At 62.9% G+C, this 22,484-nt stretch carries 28 protein-coding genes and 1 tRNA gene; 4 read left to right on the forward strand and 25 right to left on the reverse strand.

Annotated features, from left to right (window positions below; genetic code table 11):
• Positions 1–4 precede the first annotated feature (4 nt).
• The gene (locus AACQ43_RS14750; RefSeq protein WP_029304803.1) at positions 5–526 is read right to left on the reverse strand and encodes an RDD family protein; all 522 of its coding nucleotides are present in this window, start codon (positions 524–526) and stop codon (positions 5–7) included.
• A 143-nt stretch (positions 527–669) separates the two neighbouring features.
• Between AACQ43_RS14750 and AACQ43_RS14755 the strand changes: the two genes are divergently transcribed.
• Positions 670–755: transfer RNA gene (locus AACQ43_RS14755), tRNA-Leu, on the forward strand.
• Positions 756–1,509: 754 nt separating this feature from the next.
• On the opposite strand, the gene AACQ43_RS14760 is transcribed toward AACQ43_RS14755, so the two are convergent.
• The 24 genes from AACQ43_RS14760 to AACQ43_RS14875 all read right to left on the reverse strand — a co-directional run bounded on the left by AACQ43_RS14760 (position 1,510) and on the right by AACQ43_RS14875 (position 19,151).
• Complete coding sequence (locus AACQ43_RS14760; protein ID WP_168967723.1) at positions 1,510–3,123, reverse strand: hypothetical protein; 1,614 nt, start codon at positions 3,121–3,123, stop codon at positions 1,510–1,512.
• Complete coding sequence (locus AACQ43_RS14765; RefSeq protein ID WP_168967724.1) at positions 3,120–3,668, reverse strand: baseplate complex protein; 549 nt, start codon at positions 3,666–3,668, stop codon at positions 3,120–3,122. Before AACQ43_RS14765 ends, AACQ43_RS14760 begins: the two co-directional genes overlap by 4 nt.
• On the reverse strand, positions 3,665–4,546 hold the full coding sequence (locus AACQ43_RS14770) for a hypothetical protein (RefSeq protein ID WP_168967725.1): 882 nt from the start codon (positions 4,544–4,546) through the stop codon (positions 3,665–3,667). Before AACQ43_RS14770 ends, AACQ43_RS14765 begins: the two co-directional genes overlap by 4 nt.
• On the reverse strand, positions 4,543–4,968 hold the full coding sequence (locus AACQ43_RS14775; protein ID WP_168967726.1) for a tail fiber assembly protein: 426 nt from the start codon (positions 4,966–4,968) through the stop codon (positions 4,543–4,545). The genes AACQ43_RS14770 and AACQ43_RS14775 overlap by 4 nt, the downstream gene beginning before the upstream one ends.
• A gap of 15 nt (positions 4,969–4,983) precedes the next feature.
• A complete protein-coding gene (locus AACQ43_RS14780; RefSeq protein WP_168967727.1) occupies positions 4,984–7,074 on the reverse strand; it encodes a phage tail-collar fiber domain-containing protein in 2,091 nt (696 codons plus the stop codon).
• Complete coding sequence (locus tag AACQ43_RS14785; RefSeq protein ID WP_168967728.1) at positions 7,071–7,673, reverse strand: phage tail protein; 603 nt, start codon at positions 7,671–7,673, stop codon at positions 7,071–7,073. Before AACQ43_RS14785 ends, AACQ43_RS14780 begins: the two co-directional genes overlap by 4 nt.
• Complete coding sequence (locus AACQ43_RS14790; RefSeq protein ID WP_168967729.1) at positions 7,666–8,853, reverse strand: baseplate J/gp47 family protein; 1,188 nt, start codon at positions 8,851–8,853, stop codon at positions 7,666–7,668. The genes AACQ43_RS14785 and AACQ43_RS14790 overlap by 8 nt, the downstream gene beginning before the upstream one ends.
• A complete protein-coding gene (locus tag AACQ43_RS14795) occupies positions 8,850–9,173 on the reverse strand; it encodes a DUF2590 family protein (protein ID WP_045525365.1) in 324 nt (107 codons plus the stop codon). Before AACQ43_RS14795 ends, AACQ43_RS14790 begins: the two co-directional genes overlap by 4 nt.
• Positions 9,174–9,187: 14 nt before the next feature.
• Positions 9,188–11,104: a phage tail tape measure protein gene (locus AACQ43_RS14800; protein WP_168967730.1), complete on the reverse strand. Its 1,917-nt coding sequence runs from the start codon at positions 11,102–11,104 to the stop codon at positions 9,188–9,190.
• Positions 11,105–11,113: 9 nt separating this feature from the next.
• Complete coding sequence (locus tag AACQ43_RS14805; protein ID WP_168967559.1) at positions 11,114–11,257, reverse strand: DUF6890 family protein; 144 nt, start codon at positions 11,255–11,257, stop codon at positions 11,114–11,116.
• Positions 11,258–11,298: 41 nt separating this feature from the next.
• Complete coding sequence (locus tag AACQ43_RS14810; protein ID WP_168967731.1) at positions 11,299–11,562, reverse strand: putative phage tail assembly chaperone; 264 nt, start codon at positions 11,560–11,562, stop codon at positions 11,299–11,301.
• Complete coding sequence (lysC, locus tag AACQ43_RS14815) at positions 11,559–11,753, reverse strand: Rz1-like lysis system protein LysC (RefSeq protein WP_339354064.1); 195 nt, start codon at positions 11,751–11,753, stop codon at positions 11,559–11,561. Before lysC ends, AACQ43_RS14810 begins: the two co-directional genes overlap by 4 nt.
• Positions 11,686–12,120, reverse strand: a complete 435-nt coding sequence (locus AACQ43_RS14820) for a hypothetical protein (RefSeq protein ID WP_168967732.1) — start codon at positions 12,118–12,120, stop codon at positions 11,686–11,688. Before AACQ43_RS14820 ends, lysC begins: the two co-directional genes overlap by 68 nt.
• Positions 12,117–12,578 carry a glycoside hydrolase family 24 protein gene (locus tag AACQ43_RS14825; RefSeq protein ID WP_168967733.1) on the reverse strand — a complete coding sequence of 154 codons (462 nt, stop codon included), beginning with the start codon at positions 12,576–12,578 and terminating at the stop codon, positions 12,117–12,119. The genes AACQ43_RS14820 and AACQ43_RS14825 overlap by 4 nt, the downstream gene beginning before the upstream one ends.
• Entirely contained in the window at positions 12,565–12,891 is a 327-nt protein-coding gene (locus tag AACQ43_RS14830; protein WP_168967555.1) for a phage holin, lambda family, read from the reverse strand. The genes AACQ43_RS14825 and AACQ43_RS14830 overlap by 14 nt, the downstream gene beginning before the upstream one ends.
• Before the next feature lie 23 nt (positions 12,892–12,914).
• On the reverse strand, positions 12,915–13,124 hold the full coding sequence (locus tag AACQ43_RS14835; RefSeq protein ID WP_168967554.1) for a TraR/DksA C4-type zinc finger protein: 210 nt from the start codon (positions 13,122–13,124) through the stop codon (positions 12,915–12,917).
• A gap of 9 nt (positions 13,125–13,133) precedes the next feature.
• Positions 13,134–13,589, reverse strand: a complete 456-nt coding sequence (locus AACQ43_RS14840; protein ID WP_168967734.1) for a phage protein — start codon at positions 13,587–13,589, stop codon at positions 13,134–13,136.
• A gap of 3 nt (positions 13,590–13,592) precedes the next feature.
• Positions 13,593–14,705: a DUF2586 domain-containing protein gene (locus AACQ43_RS14845; protein WP_085736120.1), complete on the reverse strand. Its 1,113-nt coding sequence runs from the start codon at positions 14,703–14,705 to the stop codon at positions 13,593–13,595.
• 3 nt (positions 14,706–14,708) lie between these two features.
• A complete protein-coding gene (locus tag AACQ43_RS14850; RefSeq protein WP_168967735.1) occupies positions 14,709–15,395 on the reverse strand; it encodes a phage virion morphogenesis protein in 687 nt (228 codons plus the stop codon).
• Entirely contained in the window at positions 15,392–15,916 is a 525-nt protein-coding gene (locus tag AACQ43_RS14855) for a phage tail protein (protein ID WP_248281007.1), read from the reverse strand. The genes AACQ43_RS14850 and AACQ43_RS14855 overlap by 4 nt, the downstream gene beginning before the upstream one ends.
• Entirely contained in the window at positions 15,913–16,374 is a 462-nt protein-coding gene (locus AACQ43_RS14860) for a head completion/stabilization protein (RefSeq protein WP_168967736.1), read from the reverse strand. The genes AACQ43_RS14855 and AACQ43_RS14860 overlap by 4 nt, the downstream gene beginning before the upstream one ends.
• Before the next feature lie 110 nt (positions 16,375–16,484).
• Positions 16,485–17,213 (reverse strand): phage terminase small subunit, encoded by a 729-nt coding sequence (locus tag AACQ43_RS14865; RefSeq protein WP_168967737.1) that lies wholly within the window; start codon positions 17,211–17,213, stop codon positions 16,485–16,487.
• A gap of 3 nt (positions 17,214–17,216) precedes the next feature.
• Positions 17,217–18,269, reverse strand: a complete 1,053-nt coding sequence (locus AACQ43_RS14870; protein WP_168967738.1) for a phage major capsid protein, P2 family — start codon at positions 18,267–18,269, stop codon at positions 17,217–17,219.
• A 9-nt stretch (positions 18,270–18,278) separates the two neighbouring features.
• The gene (locus tag AACQ43_RS14875; protein ID WP_168967739.1) at positions 18,279–19,151 is read right to left on the reverse strand and encodes a GPO family capsid scaffolding protein; all 873 of its coding nucleotides are present in this window, start codon (positions 19,149–19,151) and stop codon (positions 18,279–18,281) included.
• 175 nt (positions 19,152–19,326) lie between these two features.
• Here AACQ43_RS14875 and AACQ43_RS14880 point away from each other — a divergent pair, with 175 nt between their 5' ends.
• The 3 genes from AACQ43_RS14880 (at position 19,327) to AACQ43_RS14890 (ending at position 22,472) form a co-directional block, all read left to right on the forward strand.
• Positions 19,327–21,147 carry a terminase large subunit domain-containing protein gene (locus AACQ43_RS14880; RefSeq protein ID WP_168967740.1) on the forward strand — a complete coding sequence of 607 codons (1,821 nt, stop codon included), beginning with the start codon at positions 19,327–19,329 and terminating at the stop codon, positions 21,145–21,147.
• A complete protein-coding gene (locus AACQ43_RS14885) occupies positions 21,144–22,154 on the forward strand; it encodes a phage portal protein (protein WP_168967741.1) in 1,011 nt (336 codons plus the stop codon). Before AACQ43_RS14880 ends, AACQ43_RS14885 begins: the two co-directional genes overlap by 4 nt.
• A 66-nt stretch (positions 22,155–22,220) precedes the next feature.
• Positions 22,221–22,472 carry an ogr/Delta-like zinc finger family protein gene (locus tag AACQ43_RS14890; RefSeq protein WP_168967742.1) on the forward strand — a complete coding sequence of 84 codons (252 nt, stop codon included), beginning with the start codon at positions 22,221–22,223 and terminating at the stop codon, positions 22,470–22,472.
• Positions 22,473–22,484: the final 12 nt, after the last annotated feature.

Raw genomic sequence — 22,484 nt, forward strand, 5'->3', positions numbered from 1 at the left:
AGGATCAGCGATTGAGCTGTTCCAGGTTCTCCTGTTTGCCAAGTACCACTACTTCGCATTCGGACCAGATGTCCTGAAACGCGCGGGGTGACTTGTGGTTGAACAGGCAGAGCAGGTTGCCGAGACCGAAGGCCGCCGTGGCCAGCCGGATCAGGGCCTGGGTGATGCGAATGTTGCTGCCGTCGGCATTCTGGATGCGCAGACGCCAGGCCCGCATGCCGATGGTCTGGCCGGCACGGGTCCAGAACCAGGTGTAGAAACCGCAGATGATGAAGGCGAGCCAGGCGCTGTAGATGGGGCTGGTCAGCAGCCAGGCTGCGTCTTTGCCTTCGGGCACGGTCGCCATGCCGGTTGCCAGCAGCAAGTGTGCCACCCCCATCCCGATAAAGCCGGCGATGATCAGCAAGGAGATGACCACCAGATAGTCATAGAGCAGGGCGCCGAGCCGGCGCAGCAGGCCGGCAGAAGGGTAGCGCGCAGTCGCGGGAGAGGTTGGTGTCGGTTGGACGGATTTACGCTTGGCCATCGTTTTTATTCCATTTATATGATGCGGGCATTCTATGTAACTGACCCAGCCTCGGCAAGGCGTTGAATAAATGAGCAAACGACTGTGAGAGCAAGAAAAACACCTTGCATGCCCAAGCGCCATTCGTATAATCCCTCGCAGTTGCCCGGGTGGCGAAATCGGTAGACGCAGCGGATTCAAAATCCGCCGGTGAATAACCGTGTCGGTTCGAGTCCGACCCCGGGCACCATTTAGAATTCAATGACTTAAGGCCACCCAAGCGGGTGGCCTTAAGTTTTTCTGGGCCATCAACATGGCGATGTGTCCACATCGTGTCCACCTAGGTTTAGGTGATCGGGTTGTTGTCGTGTCCACTTCCACTAGGTCAGGACCAAGCGTGACCGGACACACATCACAGAAAACCTATTTTCCGTGGGGCAGTCCAGCCAGCGCACCCAGGCTGCTGCGCCCTTTCAAAATTTCAGTTATCAAATAGGCCCTCATTGGACCTAACCGGCTGAAACAAAACGCCTTCTAGCCGTTCCCTCGCGGTAAACCGGATCCTTCCCAATCATTCAAATTCTCACGGAAAGTACGACCACCCCAATACATTCAACGAGTTACGTTTTCACCTTCGTTATCCAGAGCCCCGCCGAACTGTAAAACCCTGCAATTTCTTTCGATCCTTTCAGATCCTCACCTCGTCCGAGATCCTTTATCTGGCGCGGTCTGGGCCTATGGATTTGCGGTAATCCACTTTTGCAAAAAATTTTCTTGATGAACCCCGCAGGCGGGAGCGGATGAGCGCGGATTCCGTGACGCAGACGCGGCGGTGGGCGTCGCCGCCATGTGCTGGGAGGCTGTGAGCGTGCGCAGGCTTCACGTATGATGCAGCGCTGCCCGACGGCCGCCTCTTCATGCGGCGCCATTCCCTGGCCATGCTCAGGCGCTGTCAGGCAGATAGAAGAAGGCCCCACACTGTGGGGCCTTCTTCGCTTGTGGGGTTACTCGATGATGGGGGAGAGCTGGCCGGCCAATTGCTTGGCTTGTTGGCCATGTCCTGTCATGGCTCCGCTATTACCTGGCGCTGGCCCGCTGCCGTGGGTGTGGCTGGCAGTGGCAGCGGCCAGCTGCTCCACCACGTTCATCAACTGCAGCAGCAGCCGGAAGATGTTCACATCCTCGGTCCCCATCCACGAACGGGGCGCCTCCAGGTGCTGCAGCTCGCCGGCAACGGCCCGGCGCAGTTGTCCCACCACCTCGACCAGATCCCCCGCCGTGGTCTGGCTCATGTTGCCCAGACTTCCCAGGGTGAGATCATCCCCGGCCAGCAGCTCGACGGCGCCCAGCGCCTCGATGAGCTTGAGCCCGCCCACCTCCTCGATGCTGTGCTGGGCCACCTGCAGCCGATGCTGGCCATGTTCCCCCAGATAGTCGTCACTCTGGTGGTGCATCTGCAGGGCGTGGTCGTACAGGCGCCGGTCGGTGTGGCGGGAGAGGTTGCCCACGGTGTCGGTGCGGCTGAATACCTCGGCCCGCTGTTGCTGTAGCTGCTCGCCCGGGGCGATGTCCGGCAGGGGCCAGCCACTGCCGAGCACGGTGCGGATAAAGGGTCGGTCAGCCCGCCCGAAGGCGAACCCCAGTTCAACCAGCGTCCCCTCGATGGGGAACTGCAGCAGGCCCTGTTCCTGCCCTCCGAATTGCACCGGCAGCGGCACCGCCCGATACAGCGGGGCAGCCTTGTCCGGTTGGCCATCCTCGCCCAGCAGTTGCACGTCCACCGCATAGCGGGGGCGGAATGGGTCATTGAGCTGGCCGGCGCTGGCCCGGTCGCTGATGGCCTCGACCCGTCCGAACTTGGGCAAGTGCATGTTGTCGGCGAGCTCCGGGAACTCCCCCTCTATCTTGCGCCGTTCTGGCGACTTGGTGACCTTGCCCGGGGTGGCCGTGGTCAGGGTCATCTCGTCCCCCTTGAGGCGGACCCGCATCACCCGCTTACCGTTGATGATGGCGCCGGGCCGGATGGACGGCACCGGCGACAGGGTCAGGGTGTCGCCTGCCTGGCGACCTGACCAGGCGGGATCAAGCGTCACCTCCTTGTCATGCCAGCGGCTGTCGGCATGGCTGCCCACGAAGATGGCGCCATTGGGTTGCTGATACCAGATAAAATCTGGCACCTGAAAGGCACGGCCGGTGTTATCGAGCAACTGATAGCCGGTACCGGCGCTGGTGAAGTTGGGGATCGGCCGATCGGTATAGTCGGCCCCCTTGGGTAGCAGAAAGGTCAGCCCGGTCTGGTCGGTCAGCCATGCCAGCAGACCGCGCAGGGTGGCATGCTGTTGGCTGACCGGCAGGCGAGTGCCCAAGGCGCCGGCCAGTTCCCGGCACAACAGCTTACTGGCACCATTGGCGGCGGGCTGTACGTCGTACACATAGCCGGTGAACCAGCGGCGCAGATTGCCGCTGTAGCCGGTGTCCAGGGTAAAGGTCTGTCCCTTGTTGGCGCTGCCCTCGATGGTGAGCGCGGCGCGCCCGCCAGCATTGAGATCCAGCACCAGGTCGTGGTCGATGAGGTGCACCGGCTGGCCGGCGATGGTCAGTGAGGTGGAGAGTTTCATGCCAGCATGTCATCCATCGGTTTGAGCACGTAACGCTCGAAGCTGCTCAGGTCCTGTTCTTCTTCACCGCTCCCCTTGTCGCCTGGCTTGGCGGCGCTGGTGTTGGCGGTACTCTGCCCCACGGTGGGGGCGTTCTTCGGCAAGCGTTGTTCGCGCTTCTCCGGTACCGAGTTGAACTCCTTCAAGGTGAACTGCACCTGCCAGGCCAGCAGCCCCTCCTGTTCGCTGGCGGTGATGCGGCCGGCAAACTTGGCCTGGCGCACCTTCACCGACTTGGCCAGCAGCGACCCGACCCGGTAGACGTGGCGCTTGCCGCCGTTGCCCTTGGCATCGGCCAGCTCAAACAGCCGACTTAGCATCTGATCATCCTTGAATGGGATAAGGCCGGAGACATCGAGCTCCTTGGCCTTGGCGCCCTGTTCGGCGCTGCTGGTCGAGCTGGTCTGGCCGCTCTGGTCCTTGTCCTGAAACTGCATCGATGCGGACACCCGCATCGACTTCATGATGATGGGCTCGCCATCAAGGGTCAGCATGGCTTGGCTCATGGGGTTAACTCCTGCCAGAAGGTGAGCGGGGACGGGGAGAGCAGCAGGGCGCCGACCGTCATGCTCTGGCTGTGGTCGGGTGGCGCGCTCTGTCCGAGCTGGGTGGCGAGGCTGGCCACATCCCCCTGGCCTTGCCAGTGCCAGAGGGTGCCGGAGAGGGTACCCAGCGCGGCCAAGGCCTCGGCTAGGGTGGTCAGACGATCGGCACGACGTGTCGCCAGCCCCTGCAGCTTGGCGATCGGGGTCTGGCTGTCCCGGGCCAGGCTCTCCAACTGGGCCAGCTCTGCCCCCAGCGCCTGGCGGGCAGGGCGTAGCGGTGCCCAGTTCAGTGGCTCATCGGCGCGCCAGCGCGGCACCTTGGCCGCGGTGGGTTGGTTCATGGGGTCGTTGCTGGCAGTGAGCCGGCGCAGGGTGGCGCACCACTCCGGCAACGGCAGCAGGGCGCAGAGGATAGCCAGCTGGCGGGTCAGTGCGTCGCCGCTGTTGCCGGTGACCAGCCAGGCGAGGGCATGCAGTTGCCCGGTGGGCAGCAGGGGATCCGCCCCGTCCTGCAGCTTGGCGGCCAGGGTGGCGACCGCGTTGGGGGCGGCCAGGCTGAACTGCTGGCCCTGCTGTTGGCCGACCCCGTGTTGGTAGGGGGTGACCGTCAGGCAGCGGCCAGTGACCAGCAGGCGGTCGAGCTCGCTGCGCAGACCTGCCAGCGCGGCGGCGGCCTCGCTGAGCGGATGGGGCCGGTACTGGGCCCGCTCTGCCAGACCCTGCAGGCACGCCATGGCGCTGTCCTGGGTGGCCGGGAGCTGACCCAGTACGCCCTGGGCGCGGGTGTGCAGGCTGCCGGCACTGGCGGGCCAGCGCAGTGGCCCCTGTGTCCAGCTCATCGCGGCGCCTCCGGCCAGCTGACCTCGGTCGGCCAGCCATCGTCTTGCGGGAGACGGTAGAGGGCAACCCGGTAGCGCTGCCAGGCGGTGAGCTGTTCGCGCTCGGCCTCGCTGATGATGCCAAGCGCCTCGGCGTCGAGCAGCGGGGCCATGGCGTTGGCGGCCTGCTTGAGCAGCGCATCGAGGCGGGCCTGCTGCTCGGCCTCGGTCGGTGGTGGCAACGGGATCACCTCGATATCGCCAAACTCACCGAACACCGCCCGGCTGTAGAGCTCGCGGCCGTGTGCTTCCAGGTCATCTTTGCGGGCTGCAAACTGCACTGAGTCGGGCAGATGGGCAAAGCGCACATCCAGGGTGATGCTGTCGGGGTCGCCAGCATAATGGCGCGGGCGGGCCGCGCTGAGTACTTCAATTCGTTCCATCCGATTCTCCTGTGCTTATGCGATGCGCAGCCACAAGGTGGTGCGGTCGTCCCAACGGTCATCGCTGTTATCCGTGACGAATCCCAGGCATTTCCAAGTCCCCGGCAGTGCCCAGTCGCGGTTCTGGCCCCACTCCGAGCAGTTGGCGGGGCGCAGGGATGAACCGGCGATGGTGGCGGTGGGGTTCATGGCGCCAGAGTGGCCCGGGATCACGGCGGCCATCATGTAGGTGCCGATCTGCCCCCAGCCGCTGGCGACGATGTCCTGGTTGCCCTGGGCGGCAGTGTGGTTGTGGGTGTAGTGGGGTTGGTTGCCCGGGCTGTAGCAGCGGCCAGAGCCATCATTCACCGTGCCTGCAAAGGTGACATTGGCCCCGGTGTCGATGGTCATGCGGGTGAAGGTCGCGCCTCCGACACCGTTCGAGGAAGCAATTCGAAACGCGCCATCGCTAGCAAGGTAGGTCATCACTGCCCACTTGCCCGGGATGTGGTATTCGGTCATTGCGTAGTTAGGATCAGAGATCCCTAAACGCCAGCCCACCTCCCAGCCAGTGGCTGCCTGGTTGAGCCACTGACGAAACGCTGCTTGGCTACTGCAGTAGCGCAGATAGCTGTCGTTGCCGTAGTCGACCCGAAAGGCCACGGCGCCGACCATGCGCTGTTCATCGACCAGGTTGCTGCGCAAGGTGCGAGCATAAAGGTCACAGGATTGGTCTCGCACGGCGTAAGTATCTGCTACCGCCTGAGTGTTCCAGCCTTTGTTGACAACTAATCCCAGACCGACGTCATCTGCGCTTGGCTTGTTTTGGGTGTTGTAATCCCGGGCCCAAGGAGTAAAGGCCCCGGTGTTGTACTGGGCGCGGGTGTAAATCCGGCTGGTGTTGTAGACGTGGTAACGCTGCTGCACCCCGGCGCCGCCGGTCACAATGAGGGAACCTGATTTCGCTTCTGGGTAGTTGAGCACCAAGGCCGCATTGGCGTCGGAGTCCTGGCGATACACGCCGGGGCTGATAATTGTGTTCAGGTCTTCCTTGGATAGCGGGATCGCGTTGGTCATGGTGCCCTGGTGGCTGTGGTTGGCCGGCGCCAGATCCGGTTTGTTGGTCACCTCGGCGTAGCTGGGCCAGCGGCTGGCGGTGGCCGGCACCTGGTCAAGCTCCCCCCACTGGTGGCGGTGGCTGCCATCTTTGATCTCCACTGCGATGGTGACGCCCTGGGCGTCCTCCAGGATGCCCTTGCCGGCCACGTCCCCGGTCAGCTCGATGGTGCGCTTGCGGCGCACGTCGGTGACGCTGCCGTCCGCATTGACGATGGCCACCTTGGCCACATGGTGCTGATGGCCGTTGCTGTCCAGGTAGTCGGTGAGCTCCGGCACGCTTAAGGTCAGGGTGAAGTGATTCACCCAGGCATCAAGCAGGGAGCCCGCCCGGTAGATATCGAGCCAGAGCCCCACTGGCTTGGCGCTCGGGGTTACCTTCTTGACCTCGTTCAGTTCCGCCCGCAGGCCGCCCACGTAGGCCACCCCGGGCTGCACCTTGTAGACCCCGGACTCGTTGACCAGCTTGAAGCCGTCGCCGTAGAAGGTGGCCGGCCCGAAGAACTGCAGCGCCTGCAGGCGCAGGTCGTCGTCCATCCCGCGCAGGCGGGCGGCATAGTCAATCTGCCAGGTGCTGGCGTCCACGTGGGTGGCAGTGGCCTCTGCCGCCCGGTCGTACTCCATCAGCATGGATTTGACCAAGCTGTTACCGGTCTGGCCGGTGGCCTCATTGGTCTTGAGTTTGGTTTCCAGCCCCTTGTGCACAATCATCCCCACCACGCCGGTGGCCTTGTTGATGAGGTACATGGCGTTGAAGCTGAAATCGCCGACCGTGGTGTCCATCACGATGGTGTAAGCCACCGCATCGTTGTTGATGCGCCCACGCTGGTCGACCGCGTGGCGGTGCACAATCTGGCCCGCCGGCGGCAGCCCGCTGTCTGGGTTGATGGCCGCATCGGGATCGAGCCCCGGCACGTTGGCCAGCACGAACTCATCGAGCACCACCGGCGTCTGGTTGGTCAGGCACTCCTGCCAGTAGCGGGAGAAAGCGTTGGTAATGATCTGGCTCATGCGTTCCTCTTAAGTGATGCGCCAAACACCTGCTGGCTCATGTCGATGCGGCCGAACTGCAGGATGCCGGTGACCGGGTAAACCACCTGAAAGCGATAGCGGCGGCAGGTGCGGCCATAGTGTTGAATCAAGGTTTCCATCAGTTTCTGGTTGGCCGCGATGGCGCCATCGGTCACCTCGATGGTGATGACGTCCCAGGGGGCGCCGGCCTGGCGTTCGTGGATGTCACACCAGCCGATGCCCAGGCGCTCAAAGATGCGCTTAAAGCCGGCCACCTCGCCGGCGTCCCGGGCGTTCACAAAGGCGAACTTGACCCGTTTGCGAAAGAGCGGCAGCGGCTCGCCGTTGAAACGGCTGATGTCCCGTTCCCAAGCCAGCAGCGCCAGCAGGGACTCCGAGCAGGTCAGCGGGTCTTGCTGGGCCAGCGGCAGCAACAGCCAACCTTTGACCCGTTGCCAGAAGGCATTGATCCCCTTGGCCAGAAACCCGGGCTCGGCGTGGGCCGAGCTGATGGTGTAACCGTCTTCCCACCAGGGGGCGCTGGCATCGGGTAGCACCGGCGCCTGCAGGTCGTGTTCAAGCGGGGTCGGGTCAGTCATGCAGGGTCACCTCCAGCGTGCTCAGGCGCGGGATGGCGAGCCCCGACACGATGTCATCTTGCGCAAACTTGAGGCTCTGCAGCTGCGGGAACTGGCTGTGCAGCTCGCGGGCCAGCTGGGAGAGCGAGAAGCGCGAGCGCGGCCAGGTGCGGGTGACGTTTGGGAAATCCGCCGACTGGCGAAACGCCGCCTTGACCAGACTTTCGGCGCCCGCCTTGAGCGCGGTTTTCTGCTCGTCGGTGAGGTTGGGTTGAGGCCAGATCGTCAGCGTCAGGCTGTGCTGGGTCTCGGGGATGCTCATCACGAACAGGTCATCGCCGTGGCCATGGTTGCCCTGGCGGCCCACGTAGTCATTAAGCTGGTTGATGAGGCTGGCCGGGGTGGCGCCCACTTCCAGCAGGATGTAAGCGTTGGCGGTCCCCGGGCCGCGGGGCCCCTCATGCTCAAAGAAGATGTGATCGGCCCGGATCCCCGCCACGCTGGCCAGCATGGAGCGGTAAATCGCGTCGATATGGTAGCGCCCCACCGCCGAGAACTGGTTCTGGATGCGCAGGCCGAGCGCGTCGTTGCCCTCGGCATCGGCGCCCTGGGTGGTGATCCATTCCTTGTCATCGTTGCGGGCCGAGAGGATGCCGGTCACCGGTTCGCTCAGCAGGTTGTAATACCCCGGGGCCAGATTCCAGGCGCTGCCGGCAAACTCGGCCTCGCAGACCACCTTGGCCACCGCCTCGCCGGCGGGGCTGACCACCGCCTGCAAGGGCTTCACCCGGTAGATGGTGCCGTTGATGCGCTCGGTGGTGACCCAGATATCGGCCGGGATGGTGACCGCCTCGCCGGGGCTCACCTTGACGAAGTGGATCACTCCCCGGGTCTTCTGGGCGGCCTTGCGGGTCAGGTCTACATCCCAGGCCTTGAGATCGAGATAGGCATCGGTGGCGGTGGCCGCAAAGGTGTTGGGCAGCACATGGCCGGCCAAGAGCGTGCGGATAAGCCAGAGCGCCGGGGTGATGACCACCCCGCGCACCAGCCGCCAGAAGGGGCTCACATCGCTGTCGTTGGTGATGAGGGAGCCAGCGGCCACCACCTCCTTTTTGAGCTCGGCCTCCATGGCCTGCTCGGTGGTCGGCACACCGGCCTCGGCCAGCAGGGCCATAAAGTCCACGTTCGGGCGCAGGTTCACAGGGTTACCTCCAGATTGCCGAATTCATAGGTGCGAGCGGTGACCAGCACCCGATCGGGGGCCTCTTCACGGATCACGATGGTGCCGGGTACCAGCCGCTCGTCGTCTTCTACCAGCAGTTCAATCTCGGTCATCACATCCGCGCGCAGGGTAGGGCTGCGCTCGCCGATGAGCTTGCGGGCCAGCCCCGACTCCATGATGCGGTGCTTGATGTCCTGACCGATGCTGTGGCGGTCCTGGGTGTAACGTGGCTGGCCGCCGGCATCGAGTTGCCAGGCGCCGTTCACCACCAGGAGATCGATGTACTTGGGTTCATGGATAAGGGGGTCGCTCATTACGGGGTCTCCAGCCAGGCGTTCTCGGCCAGCTGCTCCGGTGTCATCGGGTTCTGGTTGGTGATATGTACCTCGCCGATGTGCAGGGACTTGGCTGGTTTCTGGTTGGCCGTGGTCGCCGCCGCGTTGGCCTGGATCAGCTGCTGGCCAAGGCCACCGGATGGCACCTTGCTCTGGTCCTGCTGGCGATAGCGGGCGAGGGGGGCGTTGACCGTTTCCCGCTGCTGTTCCTGGGTCGGCATGTTGATCACGCCTGGCATGACCGGCATGGTCAGCGGCGCCATGGTCGGCATGGTGAGGTCCGGCATGCTGCCGAGCTCGATGTTGACGCCCGGGATCATGTTGAGCTTGTCGATCAACCAGTCCACGGCTTTGCCCAGCAACTGGAACGGACTGAGGTCGGCGAGCAGTTGCATGAAGCTGGCCCAGCCTGCGGCGGCCCCGTCGATCATCGCCTGGACTGCATCGAACACGCCCCAGTCAGCCAGGGTTTGCTTGAGGTCGTCCCAGTAGTAGATGACCGCCGCGACAGTACCGATCAACAGCACGATGCCCGCGATGATGAGGCCGATGGGGTTGGCATACATCGCGATGTTGACGGCCAGCATGATGGCGCGAAAGGCAACCAACCCTGCCTTGAGCAAGTTGAGCGGCGCCATGATGACGCTCCAGGCGATGCCGAGCCCCAGGGTGGCCAGCTTGGCCACGCCAGCAACCAGCACCCAGGTTCCGGTCACCATGCTCAGGCCAACGATGGCGAGCAGGGCATAGCTCACCACTTTGGTGAGGTTCGGGAACAGGTGGGTCCAGCGCAGCACGGTGGTGGCGCCATCTGCAAAGACGCCCACCACGGCGTTGATGGCCGGCAGCACTACCCCGAAGGCGGCGGCCCGGATGGCAAACCAGGCTTGCGTCACCCGTTCCCACTGGTCCGTCATGGCGGCGGCCATCTGCTCGGCCTTGCCCATGCCGTGGGTGTTGGCCAGCGCGTTGATATTGGTGGCTAGTCCCTTGGTGTTGGTCATCAGCAGTTTGATCATGGCCACCGCCTCGTCCGAGCCGAAAGCCTTCTTGAGCTCGTCCCCCTCGGCCACGCTCATGGTCTCGCCATACTTGGCCTTGAGCTTGTCCATGATGGTGAGCACCGGCAGCATGTTGCCTGCGGCGTCGGTGAACTGGAGGCCGAGCGCCTTCTGGGCACCTCCGACCCCGGCCAGGAAGGCCTTGAACTTGGTCCCCGCCTCGCCGCCGCTCATGGTGGCCTGCAGCTGGCCGAGCACGGCGAACTGTTCATCCATCGAGATCCCGGCGGCGGTGGCGTTGGCGCCGATCGCCCCAAAGGCATCAGCCATGCCCTGACCGGTAGTCTTGAACAGCTGTACCGCCAGCGCCGTCTTGCCGGCCACATCCTCGACCCAGTTGGCCTTGCCCATCTGCTTGGCCTGCTGCTCGAAAATGCCGTACATGGTGCCCATGTAGTTGGTGATGGTGGCGGTGTCGGCCTTGGTGGCTTTGGCCAGGGTGGTGGATGCGCGGGTGAAGGCGGGCAGTTCGTTGCCCTCCAGCCCGGCGATCGCGGATTGGATATCGTAGGAGGAGCGCACGATCTCGGTGGCTGACTCACCATACTGGATGGAGAGTTTCAGGGCCTCGCGACCGAGCGCGCCGAGCACCTCCTTTTGCACATCCAGCGATGCCACCTCGGCCAAGGCTCGGTCCATTTCGATGGCCGGCCCCAAGGCGCCCTGGATCGCCATGACGCCGCCGGCCACGGTGGTGGCCCCCATCGCCATGTTGCTCCAGCCCTGGCGGCCTGACTTGGTGACCTTGTCCATCTGGGCATTGATGCCGGCAAGGGGCTTGGTGACCTGGTCAACCAATGCCACCTGCATCATCAATTTTTCCATCCAAGCCATAGGGGTCTCTTATCCGTTCAGTGCTTTTGCGATGCCCTCGGCCACGGCGGTGGCGTTGGACTCTCTTGCGTTTCTGTCTAACCAGATGGCGCGAGCCAGGTTGTCGAGGTCGTCATCCTCATGGGGCAGGTAGTAGCGCCGCAGCGCCAGCACCTGCTCCAGTTGATTGCGCTCGATGGCCTCGGCGCGCGCCGTCAGTTTTTTACGGTGATCTCCAGCTCGGGCGCGAACTCCTTGTTGATGGCCCCCGCCAGCTGCAGGGCGGCGCTGGGGCGCTTGAGCAGGTCATCGAGTGCCTCTTTGCTCTCGGCGCAGACGATCTTTTTCAGGTAGTTGTGGGCCGGTGCCACCTTGTCGTTGGGCATCATGTCGTTGATGAAGCCGTTATAGGCCACCATGGTGGGGGCGAATTTCAGCTCTTTGCCGGCGACGTCCAGGGTGATGATCGGTGTGCTCATGGGGTGGTTTCCTCTTGTTCAATCCAATGGTTCAGGGTGTTGATCTGGGTTTGGCAGCGGCGCAGCGCCGTCTGCAGGGTGGGGATAAACTGCACGGCCTCGCCGTAGGTTGTCCCCGTAAAGTCAGGCTCCGGGCAGTGGGGCACCAGCCCGGGCGGCGGCAGCCGCTTCACTACCTTGGTTTGCACCACCGTGGTGGGCTGGCTGGAGCAGGCGCAAAGCGCCAGCAGGCAGAGGCTCGCGAGCACAGTCCGGGCGCCCCGGCGGCGGCGTGGCCAACGCTTGTTGCAGTTCATCGGCGGTCTTCCTGTTCTGGTTGTCGAGATCGGCCAAGGCCGCGTTCTGGTCGCTCAGCAGCAGGCGCAGGCCCTTTGCCTGCATCAGCAGTTCCTGAAAGGCGACGGCTTGCTGGTTGTTGGCTGCCTGCAGGATGTTGATGGTGTCGTTGGCGCTGGCCAGCTCCTTGGTGCGCTGCGTGAGCCGCTCGCCTTGGGTAAACAACAGGGTGCCAAGGACAAAGCCGATGATGGTCGGCAAGAACCGGATGAGCATGCTCATGCCAGCACCCCGCCGAACTCGGTGAACTTGGCTAGCAGGTCAGCCAGCTTGTGTTCGCGCTGGCCGTAGCCGGCACCGGGCAAACTGGCCCAGATGTTGGCGCACTTGCCGATCGCCTGGCTGATGCGTCCCTTGAGCACATCGTCCAGTGCCTTGCGCTCGCGAATAAGCTGGATAGCCCAGGTGTCTTGCGATGCGGGGCCAAAGTCCGGCAGGCCGAGTTGGTCACGGTAGTGGGCCCAGTGCTTTGACAGGAACTGATAGCGGCCGGCTGCGGTGCTTTTCAGGGTTGGATTGACCTGCACCAGCACGTTCGGGTGGGTGGCGTAGCTTTCAAAGAACCCCGCCGGATTGACCAGCTTGTTGTAACCGTCATCGCCCCGGCCCTTGGTGCCTTCGGCATAGGCGAGCAGGTCGAGAAAGGCGGCCACCTGTGGGTGGCAGTTACTGCGCGGCATTGTTGTCCTCCTTCTTGCGAAACATCAGTGCGGCCCGGTCGCGGATGATGTCGATCCCAAGCAGTCCCACCATGCCACCCAACAACGGGGTGGCCTCCTGGGGGATCCCGAGCAACTGGGTGCCGGTGGCGGCCGCTAAGGTGATGAGGCCGCATAGCAGGGATTCGATCAGGCGGCGGCGACCCCGCCCACCGGCATAGGTGATGCGCAGGAAGGCGATGGCCAGCGCCAGCAGTGCCCCATAGACGGCGGGCCAGTTGTCCATCAACCAGGCCAGCAGGGCGGCCCAGAGGGTGGGGTCTTTGTTTGGCATAGGGTTCATGTCCGTTGCTCTGGTTAGCGACCCAGCCGCTCAAGGCGGGTCTTGCAGGGGACGCACAGGCGCACCCCGGGTATGTGGCGGCGGCGTCCCTCTGGGATGGGGTCGTCGCACTCTTCGCACTGGTGCAGGCTCTCTCCCTGGTAGTGGCCTTTGCCCACCTGGTTGGCCAACTGGACCGCCAGCATGCGGGCGGCGTGGTGGTTGGCGCGGTCGATGTCGTCCACTGGTCCCCCTTACCCTTTCAGGTGGCGGGTGTCGTCTTCCGAGAGGTACGGCACGCCATCAATGTGAATAAAGTCGGGGGAGGTGACGGAGCCCTTGATCTTGTGCGACGTCTTGCTGCCGCCCTTGGGGTCGAGATCCAGCAGGTCGGAGATCTGCAGCTTCACGCCGAAGACCTCTACCTTCATGGTCTCGTCGCCATTGTCGGCATAGAACAGCACATCCTCCGGTTTCATCCCGCGCCAGCTGCCGGCCCGCTTGGCCGCGTTGCTGAGCAGCTTGAAGTTCTTGGCATCGAGCTCGAACTCGCACTCGGCCGAGACGTCGCCGTCCACATAGCCGTCAGGGATACCCCGGGTTTGCGCCACGGCGCTGTTGTCGGTGATGGTCAGGCTGGCCTTCTCGACATGCACCATGGTGTTCATCAGTTCGATGTCAAAGTTCTGGCCGGAAATACGGCGGGTCATGGATTAGCCCTCCCCGTTGTTGAGGCTCAAGTCGAGCATGATGTTGACGGTAATCCCCTTGGGGCAGTCCACGGTGCGGATCACCACGTAGATGGAGACGTGGTTCTTGTCGGTCCACTGGATGCCGATGTCGCCATCCTTGGGGGAGGTGATATCGCCCGGGAACGGCTGTCCGTTGATGGTGATGGCCTTGGCCATCTCGCGCAGGTCTTTGCCAAAGTAGAGAATGGCGGCGGCCGTGCTGCCCGGGGTGGAGTTGAACGAGCGATCGCCGATACGGGCGATGGCACGTACCCGCATCCGGCGCGCTACCTTGTAGGCGACCCGCAGGTTTTCGATCACCTGGTAATCGCCGCCCTCGGCGTCCAGGGTGCGGCCGTCGGCCCAGTAGGTACCGTCATAGTCCGGGTACCACATCGGCACCGAGTAACGGTTCTGCTCCAGGGTCTGCAGGGTGGCCAGCGGCAGCTCGACCCCGTCCTTGTCCTTCGGCTTGTTGCCAAGACCCACCACGGCGCCGGTTTTCACCCGGCAGGGGCTGTCGGCCACACTGACCGAGCGGTTGCACAGGCGGCCGGCGTAGGCGCCGACGAGGTTTGTAAACAGCTGCGGGATCAGCGAGACGGATTCCGCCTTGATGCCCTCCTGCAGGGTGGCCAGCTCGGTCTCATAGGTGGACCAGTCTTGCTCCTTCGCAATGCCCGGTACCGCCAGCAGCATGAACTGCCAGCGCCCCCACTTGGCGATCAGTTCCTGGTTGAGGGCGTGGGCGGCATTGATGCTGGCCTGGTCCCACTCCTGCCCCAGTACCACGACCCCCTCAAAGGATTGGGTTTTCTGGGCATCACGCACCGCCTCTTTCCAGTCCATATCGGTGGGCAGCACGAAGGCGGCCGCCGTCCAGTTCTGGCCGGCGTTGGCCATGGCGGCTTGCAGGTTGGCTTTCAGCTCGCTGTCAGCGGCGCCGAGCAGTTGGTCAAAGTCTGACTGGGTATTGAGGGAGAGCAGCTTGCCGGTGTTGCTGGCGGCGCTGCCGACGAACAGCAGGTGGCGTTCGACCTCGGTCACCGGCCCCTGCATCTGGTTCAAGTTGTTGATCTGTACATAAGGCCACATGGCTTATTTCCTCTTGAGGTCTTGCTTGTTGACGTCCCAGCCGTAGTCGATGCTCTGCAGGGCGCGGGCAAAGGCCTGCTCCCGTTGCTTGGCATTGGCCCCCAGAAAAGGGCGGGCAGGCAGCTCTATTTCCCAGCTCTCTTTCACCGGTTCATCCTTGAGCTTCTTGATGAGCAGGCCCGCCTGGGCGTAGTTGAGATTGCTGGTGATCCAGCCGAGCGAGGCCGACCGGTATGAACGCTTGCGCTGGCCCGGGCGCTTGAACCCGAGTTCGCGTAGCTTGCGCGCCTGGGCCTTGGAGGCTTGTTTCTGCTTGCCGCCTTCACTGGTGGCGATGCGGCGCCGGCTGGCGGCCGTCATCTTGTAGGTGTGCCCCTTTTGGTGGGTGTTGGCGATGATACCCGCGTGGGCGCTCATGGTGCCCTTGGTGAACCCGAGCTCGGCCACGTCCTGGCGGGGCTCGCGGATCTGCAGCAACTTGGGGAGGCCGCGCAGCATCTTGCGTTTGCCGCGCTTGCGCGGGGCCCATGGCTGGCCGTTCGGGTCTTGCTGCTGGCGCACATTGCGGGCCGCCAGCTTTTTCATCTCGTTGGCTGCCCGCCACACTAGGCGCTTGCGTTTCTTGGCTGGCAGGGCCAGCAGGTTGAGCTGGTCCTTGCTGCGACGGGTGTCCAGGGTGATGGTGATCATGACTGTCCACCTACCTGGTGATGGCCGGTGTCACCGACGTTCATCTCGATGTGCTCTGCCACCCAGATGTCATAGGGGGCCACGTTCCAGCGTTTGCCGCTCCAGTGGATGGGGCCGCTCGGGTGCTCGATGAGGCGCAGCGGCTCGATAAAGGTGAGCTGGATCTCGAGATCGGCGGTCCGCTCATCGTTCGGGGTGACGGCGTATTCGGGGTCGTCCAGCTCGAACTTCTCGCGAAACGGATCATTTTCCTGTACCCAGGTGGCGACCGTGGCCAGCACGATGGCCGGATCCAGTTCGCGAAAGGGCAGTTGCTCGATGGTGAACACCGCCTGATAGGTGAGCCAAGCCACATCCACTCCGGTGGGCCCCATGTTCTTGGATTCCAGCCGGATGGCGCCGTTTTCCATCCAGCTATCGAGCGACTTGTGGCACTTGGCCGGCAGTACCCGCTGGATCTCGGCGTGGAGCGCGTGCAGGAAATAGCCCTGGGCTTGCTGCTCGTTCATGGCTTCGCTCATATCAGTGACACTCCTGCCCGATGTTTGCCCTTGATGCTGCGCACCAGCTGCTGACTTTCGGCCAGCAGTTGAGCGCGCTGCTCTGGCGCCCGTTCCACCTGGTTGTTGGCGGCCGGCCGCTCGGTGACGCTGGCGAACTCCGGCAAGATGGCCGCCTTGGCACGGGCAAACACGGCGGCCAGGTACTGCTCGGTCAGCGCATTGGTGCCGCCTTCCAGGCTCGGACCGGGTACGGCAGCGGCACTGGCGTAGCCCTTGGCCTGCAGCGCGGCCTGGTGGCTGGCGAGCTGCAGGTTGATTTCAGAGACGGCAGCCAGCAGGGCTGCGCCGGTGGTTTGTTGGTCGAAGTCAGCAGGCAGGGCACGGCGGCGCTCGAAGTCGGCCACGGCCACATCCGGCCAGAACCCGTCATTGCGGATAGTGGCGGCGCTGTAGTCGATATCCTTGCCTGCAAACATCAGTGACCTCGCTGGTTGAATAGGTGCACCCCTGTAGCCACGCAATTGCCGCTGGGTTCGCCAGAGGCGGTCCATGGCATTCGCGCCGGGGTGCGACGGCGCGGAGAGTCTTATTGCTCCGGATTCAGCGCCCGCAGGCGCATGGCAATCTTTTGGCGCAAGGTACCGACGCCCACCTTGCTGTGCAGCTTGTCGGCCTGGGCCAGCCAGTGGTCGGCTTGCTCCAGGGTGGCGCTGTCCCCCACGGCGCTGGGGCGAGGCTGGCCGTCGTGATCACGCAGCAGCAGACAACCTGCCGCCTTGAACCACTTGGCGGTCAGCCGTTCGTTGAGGCGCCAGTCATTGCGTACCTTGTCGAACACCCGGGAGAACCAGGGCTCGACGGCATGCCCCTCGGCTGCTTGCTTCTCGGCCCACTCCAGCACGGTGTCGGCCACAAAATGTGCCCAGTCGCGCTTGATGTTGGCCGGGGTACGTTGGCCCTGGGCGATGGCGAGATCTGCCCAGGCAATGCCGGCATCGAAATCCCCGACATCGAAGGCCCAGATGATGAGGCGCTGAAACAGCTCGTTCTGGTAGGGCTGGCCAGACTCACTGACGGCGGCCAGATAGCGCTCCACATAGGGGCGGTATTTGGGCATCAGCTCGTCCCGCTTCATGTTCACCCGGTCCCCAATGCGGGCCAGCTTGCGCAGACGCACGATGTCCTGTTCCAGGGCAATCATCTGCAGGTGCAGGCTGTCCGCCACCGCGCCGGTGGCCATGCCTGAGCTGGCGGTTTGTGCAGCCCCCTGCATGGCTTGGACGCGCTGTTTGTGGCGTTGACCGGGTGAGCTCATGGCTTAGACCTCGGGTGCTGCCGGCGCGGCGCCGATCTCGATGTCGGCCTCTTCAAAGCCGCCATAGGCCAGGTACTCGCCGATGGCATAGCCTTCCATCCGCCAGTACTGGTTATCGAAGCACTTCTTGTCCTGGTTATCGTCGGCCTTGCGGTTGCGGGTGCCGCGCTGGGTGTAGATGTGCAGGTTGTCCAGGGTGGTGACCACCATCCGTTTGCCCGGGAAGAACGGCGGGATATAGGCGCGGCGCCCGGCGATGGATTCGGCCAGCTTCTGGGCGGCGATCTGCTCGCTCGGCTTGGTGGCTTCGCTGTAGAGCTTGGCCTGGGCCGCGGCCACCAGATCGGTACCGACCAGCACCACCAGACGCGGGTCCTGGCGGAACAGTGGATCGATGGTGGTGTTGATGAGGTCGGAGGCCATCTCGTCCAGGGTCTTGTAATCACCCTTGCCATCCGGGTCGAAGTGGATCTTCTTGCCGGCCTCGGCCTTGATGATCTGGCTGCCTTCGTTCCACTCGCGGGCCAGTTGGTGCCAGCCTTTGTTGACGTCTTCACCGAGCGGGTTCTTCTCCGGATCGGTGGTCTCAGCGGCTTTCACGCCGTTCCAGCCGACCCGCAGCATGTCGAGGGCAAAGACCCGGTTGATGAACTCACCGACCAGGCGGATGAACTCGCCCTCGCTGCCGGCGTTGGCCCAGACGCACAGAGTCGCCCAGTCGAGGGAGGCGCAGGAATCGGTCTCGGTCAGCTCGTAGGTGTTGCCGGCAACGCCGATTTTGCCGTTGAAGCGGCCATCCTTCTTACGGCCGGTGAACAGCTTGCCGATGCCGACTTGCACCACCTGGCCCTTGATCTGATCCACATCCAGACAAGTGATGAGGCCAAGGAACTCGACGGACGCCAGCAGCGCTGAGCGCAGGCCGGTTTCGACCGGGCCAGAAATGACGCTGAACTGCTTGGCCAGTGCGTTAACGGGGATGCCGTAGGACTTGGCCAGGGCATTGCTGTATTGCTCCAGGCGCTGACGTGCCTGGACGGTGAGGGACTGACTCACGGCCGCTCCTTAGTAAACGGTGGGGGTATCGTCACCGCCGAGCGCGCCCGGGCGCTGGCCCGGTACTTCAGCGGAAAACTGTTCGATCTTGCCCTGCAGCTCGCCGACCTTGTCGGTCAGGCCGGTCAGGGTCTGTTCCAGCTTGGTGAACTGCTCGGCGGTGATGCCGGGTTTATCCTCCACCTTGGTGGGCTCGGTGACCGGCGGGGTTGTTTCCTCGGTGGTCGGCTTGGCTTCCAGCTTGGCGCTGAAGGCATCGATCTTGGTGCCAAGGCCAGTGAGGGCCCCCAGCATCTGATCGAACTGTTCTGGTTTCATTTCCTCATCCTCGGGTTGGCTGGGGGGAGTGGTAGGTGCCTGCTCGCCATGGCTGGAGAGCAGGTTGAACAGCTTGGTGAGCAGGCTGTCTGGCTTCTCATGCTTGGGCAGTTTGAACATGGAGAGGTCCAGCGGTTCGCTGGTGCCGATGACCTGGCCCTTGTTGCTCTTGCTGAACTTGAGGTGGGTGGTCCCAGTGCTGGCTGGCTGGTCGGTGACGCCCAGACCAATCAGGTAGGTGCGCCCCAGATCGGCGAACTGTTCGAATGGCTCGATTGAGCAGAACTGATACTGGCCGCTCTGGTTCCAGTAGATGAGATCGCGGTTTGGGCAGAGGATGGCGTACAGCTTGAGTTTGCCATCGACCTCTTCGGTCTTGAGCGCCTGCACGGTGCCATAGCTGGACCAGCGATCGTGTTCCGGCCAGATGACGGCGGTGTAATAGGTCGGGTCGTAGGTCTCGGCCATGTCGGTGAGCCAATCGCGGGTAATATCCCGCCCGTCCACCGCTTTGCCTTCGGTGGCGATACAGACCCAGCCAGTTCTCAAGGTTGATTCGTTCATGCCTGCTCCCAATTGATGCGGAGTCAGGCTATCGGGTCGGCAAGGGTGATTCATCCGGTTGTGTTCGGCGGGATTCGGATCCAGCGGGATATCCGAATTACTCAGAACATCAGTGGGATAAGTGGGGGAAAGGGGCTGGCTATGATGGCGCCATCATTCACCTGATGGAGGCGCCGTGGCGTATCCCGAAGAGATCCGCAATGCCGCGCGGGGACTCTACCTTAAACGATGGACACCCCAGGAGATCAAGGACGAACTGGGGCTTAACTCCTGTCGCATCATCTACTACTGGGCCGAAAAGCTCGGCTGGCGCGACCTGCTGACCGAAGAAGCGGTAGAGGATGCCATCGCCCGCCGGGTGCAGTCGCTGCTCGGGCGAGAGAAGAAAACCAGCGCCGAGCTGGACGAGCTGGACCGACTTATTGGCCACCATGTCAGCCTCAAAGAGAAGGCCATCAAATGGGCCGAGCGCCAGCAGGCGCTGGCCGGCCGGCGCGAGCATAGCGATGAACCTGCAGCCGAGGCGCCTCGGCGTGGTAGAGGTGGTCAGGATGGGGGCGGCCGCAAAGGCAAGGGCGGCAAGAAGGCCAAGAACGAAGTTAGCCACCTGACGGCCGATGACTTTGCCGAATGGCTGGGTACCCTGTTTGGTTATCAGCTGCGCTGTCGGGAGGCCAAGAACGACCCGGCACTGCCGCGCACCCGTAACATCTTGAAGTCACGCCAGATCGGCATGACCTACTACTTCGCCGGCGAGGCGCTGGAAGATGCGGTACTGACCGGCGGTAACCAGATATTCCTGTCGGCCACCCGCGCCCAGGCGGAGGTGTTCCGTTCCTACATCTGCAAGATTGCCCAGACTTTCCTCGATGTCACTCTGACCGGTAACCCCATCGTCCTGTCGAATGGGGCCGAGCTGCATTTCTGCTCCACCAACTCCAACAGCGCCCAGTCCCGTTCTGGCAACGTCTACATCGACGAGTATTTCTGGATCCCCAACTTCGAGAAGCTGTCGGACGTGGCCAGCGCCATGGCCACGCAATCCCGTTGGCGCAAGACCTACTTTTCGACGCCATCGAGTAAGGTGCATGAGGCGTACCGGTTCTGGACGGGGGATCGTTGGAAGGGTCAGCGCCCGAGCCGGGTGGCGATCGACTTCCCGGGTGAAGATGACCTGCGCGATGGAGGCCGTATCTGCCCCGATCGGCAGTGGCGTTATGTCATCACCATTGAGGATGCCATTCGCCTCGGTTGCAACCTCATCGACATCGAGGAGCTCAAAGACGAGTACCCAGAGGAGGTGTTCGATCGCCTCTACATGTGCCGGTTTATCGACGATGCCCTGTCGGTGTTCAAGTTCCAGGACATGGAGCGGGCAGGGGTAGACCCCAGCCGGTGGGAAGACTACAAGCCCGGGCGGCCTGACCCGTTCGGGCGGCGTGAGGTATGGATGGGCTACGACCCGAGCCGCACCCGCGACAACGCTACCCTGGTGGTGGTTGCCCCGCCCATGGTCGCCGGTGAGCGGTTTCGTGTATTGGAAAAGCACTACTGGCGCGGGCTTAACTTCCAGTTTCAGGCGCAGGAGATCGTGCGCATCGCCAAGAAGTTCCGGGTCACCTATCTCGGGGTTGATGTGTCCGGCATTGGCTCAGGTGTCTATGACCTGTTGAAACCGGAGTTCAAAGGGGTGTGCCACCCCATCAACTACAGCATCGAGAGCAAATCGCGGCTGGTCCTCAAGATGATCGATGTGGTGGAGGCGAACCGCATCGAGTGGGACAGCTCTGATCGGGATATTCCATTGGCGTTCCTCGCCATCAAGCGCAGCACCACCGGCGGCGGCCAGATGACGTTCCGTGCCGCTCGGGACAATGTGACCGGTCACGCCGACGTCTTTTTTGCCATCGCCCACGCCGTGGCCAACGAGCCGCTCGATACCACCCGCAAACGTAAATCCACCTGGGCAACCAGCCAGGAGAGAAAGGCAGCATGACCAAGCGACAAAAATCCCAACCGGCCCGGGCGACCGCCACAGCAAAGAGCGCAGTGGCGTTCAGCATGCCAGAGGCCATCGACCCCACGGCCTGGATGACCGATTACACCGGGGTGTTCTTCAACCCCTACGGTGAGTATTACCAGCCGCCCATCGAGCGCAAGGGGCTGGCCAAGGTGGCCAGGGCCAATGCCCACCACGGTGCCATCCTGATGGCGCGCCGCAATATGGTGGCGGGGCGCTTTACCAATCAGCGTGCCACCATCACCGCGTTCGTGCACAACTACCTGCAGTTCGGGGACGCAGGATTGCTCAAGATCCGCAACGCCTTCGGGCAGGTTGTTGCCTTACACCCGTTGTCCAGTGTCTACCTGCGCCGGCGCGAGGATGGCTGCTTTGTCTACCTGCAGCAGGGCAAGCCGAGTCTGATATATCGGACTGAGGATATCATCTGGCTGGCCCAGTACGATCCCGAGCAGCAGGTCTATGGCATGCCAGATTACCTGGGCGGCCTGCAGTCGGCCCTACTCAACCAGGACGCTACTCTGTTTCGACGTAAGTATTTCCTCAACGGTGCCCACATGGGATTCATCTTCTACGCCACCGACCCGAATATGGACGATGACACCGAAGAAGAAATGAAGCAGATGATCGCGAACAGCAAGGGGGTAGGGAACTTCCGCTCTATGTTCGTCAACATCCCTGACGGCAAGCCCGATGGCATCAAGCTGATCCCGGTGGGGGATATCGCGACCAAGGACGAGTTCGCGGCCATCAAGGGGATCACCTCCCAGGATGTGCTGACGGCGCACCGATTCCCGGCAGCGCTGGCCGGCATCATTCCTATCAACGGGGGCGGGCTCGGTGATCCCGAGAAGTACGACGCCACCTATTCCAGGAACGAGGTGCTGCCGCTCTGTGAGCTGGTGCGGGACGCTATCAACAGTGCGGGGCTGCCTCGGGCGCTATGGGTCAACTTTCGGGAAACAGTGGGGGTATATGTATAAAAACACAGCTCTTTTGATGTAAGATGCAATCTATAGGTTTAATGTTAGATTTTTAGGGAGGGGGGGATGCGGGTATTTTGCAAAGAGTGTGGCCAGCGGGGCCGCATTACCAAGACCAATCGACTGAGCGATGAGGTGTCAGATCTCTATTGCCAGTGCACGGATGCAGAGTGTGGCCACAGCTGGGTGGCCACACTCTCCTTCAGTCACACCCTAAGTCCATCTTCCAGAACTGCCGGACAGTTGGTGCTTGGTCTGGTTAGTTCACTAACTCCAGAAGGACGTCAGATGATCCTTAAAGAGCTAATTAATAGATAAACAATAGTATTA

The organism is Aeromonas sp. DNRA1 (genome assembly GCF_963888745.1).
Taxonomy (GTDB): domain Bacteria; phylum Pseudomonadota; class Gammaproteobacteria; order Enterobacterales; family Aeromonadaceae; genus Aeromonas; species Aeromonas hydrophila.